Origin of the sequence: Mycobacterium sp. 94-17 (assembly GCF_035617725.1) — a bacterium.
Lineage (GTDB): Bacteria > Actinomycetota > Actinomycetes > Mycobacteriales > Mycobacteriaceae > Mycobacterium.
Genome location: NZ_JAPIYN010000046.1, coordinates 1 through 3,705, shown reverse-complemented (window position 1 = coordinate 3,705; position 3,705 = coordinate 1). Strand labels below are relative to the sequence as shown.

2 protein-coding genes are annotated in these 3,705 nt (G+C 61.2%); one reads left to right on the top strand and one right to left on the bottom strand.

What is annotated here, in order from left to right; genetic code table 11:
• Positions 1–1,699 precede the first annotated feature (1,699 nt).
• Positions 1,700–2,704, top strand: coding sequence for a class I SAM-dependent methyltransferase (locus tag OQ789_RS25525; protein WP_324689173.1), 1,005 nt, complete (start codon positions 1,700–1,702; stop codon positions 2,702–2,704).
• A 6-nt stretch (positions 2,705–2,710) separates the two neighbouring features.
• Here the strand turns inward: OQ789_RS25525 and OQ789_RS25520 are convergent.
• Positions 2,711–3,705 (bottom strand): thioesterase domain-containing protein (locus tag OQ789_RS25520; RefSeq protein ID WP_324689172.1); only part of this gene is annotated, 995 nt, incomplete at its 5' end.

Genomic DNA, 3,705 nt, shown 5'->3' with positions numbered 1-3,705 from the left:
CCATCCAACCGCGCCCGCTCACCCTCATCCAACAGATCAATCGACAAGACCCGCCGCGACAAATCCGCCGTCACGACAAACCCCCCGACACCCGCTGCAACCGATCCACCATCGACCCGATCACGATCGCATCGAAAAGGCTTACTAGTTCAGTCATCACCCCTCCAATGAACTCGTCAGTGCCTGCAACGGACGCCGAGAAGCCCTGCGCCCCAACGCCCTCAGCCTGTGAATCCCGCCCGCCCCGAGCTGGCAGTCATTGGTACACAGGCCAACTGTGGCCGTGGTTCGATCAGCATCGCACGTCAGCCAGCGTGAAGCAGCCATTTTCAAATCATGACACCACCAAACCACGGATAGAGCCATCAAACGAATCGGGGGTCGACTCGCGAACGCGAAAAGCGCTATCCCCCAACTACACTCGTCGTCAGAGGTTCTTCGGGTTTCTAAGCCCCTGGGTCTCTTAGCCTCGTGGTTTCCACGTCTTCCAGTTTCGGCTACCCGGGATTCCTCAGCCACTTGGTCTGAAAGCCCCGCGCCCTCTAGGACTCTCGGTATCTACGCCTCGCGGCCGCCACTGGAATCGCGTAGCCCGAAGCTGCGGCCGGCACCGGCCAAGCCGCCCGCGCTACACGATCCGCATGTCCATACTGGTTGCCGCACAAAGATAATTGCGATCATCACCCCCCAAAAAACCGGACAGGAGTACCAGAAACCGCGCCCCCGAAGCGCTTTCGGCTGCAGGAATGATGACCCGCCGAGCGAATCGGAACCCCCCGAAGGCCCCACCCTAACGCACGGTCGGCATTTACAAGCTCGAAAAACACTGAGAGTTCCTTATGAGCTCCCTGCTGTGGCGATCGGACGCGAAATGCGTCGCGCCAGACTCCGAGGCGAGTTCGCCGGTGATTACCCGCCCGCTTGGCTGTTGCCCTGCGTGAGAGTTGCGCTAATTTCGTGAATTGGTGGTTTACGCCTACCCTCTTCGCGCGATCGTGACATTTTCCCGTGAATCCCCGCAGCTAGCGGACCGGCCAGAACCGGACGGCGACGGGCATCAGTGCGCGAGCTGCGTACCGCCACGAATCAGCTGCCGCGGGCGAGATTGATACGGGATCTCCACCGAGGGGGCCGCGCCGGCGGTGAGCGATCCCCTACCGTCCCGACGCCGCTATTCCGGCGTCGTCGAATCCGTGGCCCGGGGGCGCTCGATTTCCCATCGTCGATTCCGCCCCCGTACCGCGGACGGACGGCGCAAGTCTAGTTCGTATGTGCTGCAACGGTTCTCGATAGTTGCGCCGGATGGTCCCGCGCCCGCATCGCTGGGACAACGATGAAGCCGAGTCAACCACCAACGTCGGCAGCGTGTTTCTCGCCGGCTCTCGGGCGGAGTCTGTTTTCGGCCCGAGCCATCATTCGGCGCCGGTAAATGCACGTTCAACCACGGCCACCCGAACCTGGGAACACCGAATGCCGGCCGCTGCTCGCCGGACCCCTTGATCGTCCTGCCCGACGCTCCCGTAAGCCCCCGTAAATGCCACGCGCAGGGTTGCTGCAGTGACGGGAACTCGCCGGGGGCGGGGCACCGCTCTCGGCGCTTCGAGCGGCCCTGTGCGGCGCATATGAGCGCCTTGGCAAAGTCACCGTAGCGCGGCGCGCTCTGTACTAGCATGAGTGCGCCAACTGATTGGGAGGACCCATGCATGAGATCGCCGCACCAGGAACGATGCGGGACGTGCGGACAATGTACGAGGCTTATCCGTACCCGAGCCCCACGGTTGGAAATACGTTAATCGGGGACGTCGCGAACAGCCTGTACACGCTCTTCGGCGAAGACGACCTCGCTGGGAAAAGAATCCTCGACGCCGGTTGCGGCACCGGACAACGACTTCTCGCGGTCGCTCGGCGGTACCCGAAAGCACAGTTCGTGGGGCTCGATATGACGGCAGCCTCACTCGCTGTTGCCGAAGCCCTCAAGCAGCGGCACGACATCAGGAACGTCGAGTTCCGCAGATCCGAAATGCTCAATTTCAGTCCGGGATACACGTTCGACATCATTACTTCGATCGGCGTCGTACACCATTTGGAGGATCCGACTCAGGGTATCGAGTTCCTCGCCTCGCTGCTCGGTGAAGGTGGAATCCTGATCCTTTGGCTGTATCACTCCCTGGGTGAACATCAGCGGCTGCTCGACAGAGAAACCCTCCTGACGCTCTGGGATCGATCCGAGGGCCTCGATGCGGGGTTACAAGTGTTGCAGGACTTGGGATTACAACTCGAGATCAAGAGATACGGCAGCTCCGCATCGCAGTCGGAATCCGAAGTGAGCCAGGCGAGCATCGATGTGGATGCCTATCTGCATCCCATCGTCAATGCGTACCGGTTCGACGAAATCATCGGCCTGCTCCGCGATCCCACCAAACTCGACTGGGCCGCTGTCAACAACGTGAACCTGGTGGACTCGAGCAAATTGCTGGATCTCGGCGAAATCGAAACCGGTGACATGCGCTACCTGTGCCAAACCACGGAAGACCTGTTCGAATCCGAGTCATTGCGGCAGCGGTTTCGTGCGCTCGAGCCTCTCAAGAAACTGCGGGTTTTGGAGAATCTGCTCAAGCCAACCGGTTTCACGGTCCTCGGCGGTCGGGGCGACTCTTATCAGCAGCTGTCGGCGAGGGTGCGCTCGAGCGTAATTTCGCTTTAGGAACGTTTACGCGTCCAGCGCGAGTTTAAGTTGCTGGCCGTAGCTTCCGAGCGTTTCGACGGTCAGCATGTCGTGGTGGTCGCAGTCGACCCGGTGGACGGTGATCTCGCCCGCAACGTAAGGCCGCCAGGTTTCCAGATGAGATGGATCGCTGTCGTTTTTGCTTCGGGCAGCGAAGACGATCACGTCGCCGTCGAACACATCGGGCACGTGTTGCGCCCGGTACACCTGGTTGGCATGTCCAGTGCGGACCGTGAAGTCGAAGAGCTGCCTCGGCGGAAGAATCAGTTCTCTGCCTTGCTCGCGAATCAAGTCGTCGACCAGCTCGTAGGTGAGAGGCCCCGACTGTTCCGGGAAATCAATCCGATTGAACCGGAAGAACTCCTGCAGGATGCGATTCTCGATTTCCCTCTCGTCGGGAATTTCTCCCGCCGCACCGTTGCCGCCGTGGCCGGCCGGGTCGAGTAACACAACGCGTTCGACGACGCACCCGCGGCGGCGAAGCTCGGTGGCGAGCTCGTGCGCGACGGGCCCACCGAAGGACCAGCCGAGCAGCTTGTACGGCCCGTCGGGATAGAGGGCCTGCAGCCGGTCGGCGTAACTTGCCGCCATGCTGCGAATCGATCCGAATTCAGCCTCGCCCTTTTGCGGGATTTCGTTGATTCCGATGATCGGGCAGTCCAAATACGCCGCCAGCGTCAGATATGCGTAGCTCAGCCCGCTGCCTTCATGGATACAGCACAGCGGAGCGCCCGTTCCCTCCTTGAAGACCTCGACGGGGACGACTTCGACCGTGCTGTCGTGCTTGCCCAATTGCTGACTCAGGCTTCTCACCGTCGGCGCGTGCAACAACGTGCGCACCGCGAGGTGAGCGTCCAAAGATTCGTTGATCGCGGCGATCGCCCGCATGGCCAACAGCGAATTCCCGCCGAGTTCGAAGAAGGAGTCTTCGGTGCCGACTTGGTCGAGTCCCAGGACCTGGGCGTAAATCCCGGCCAGGA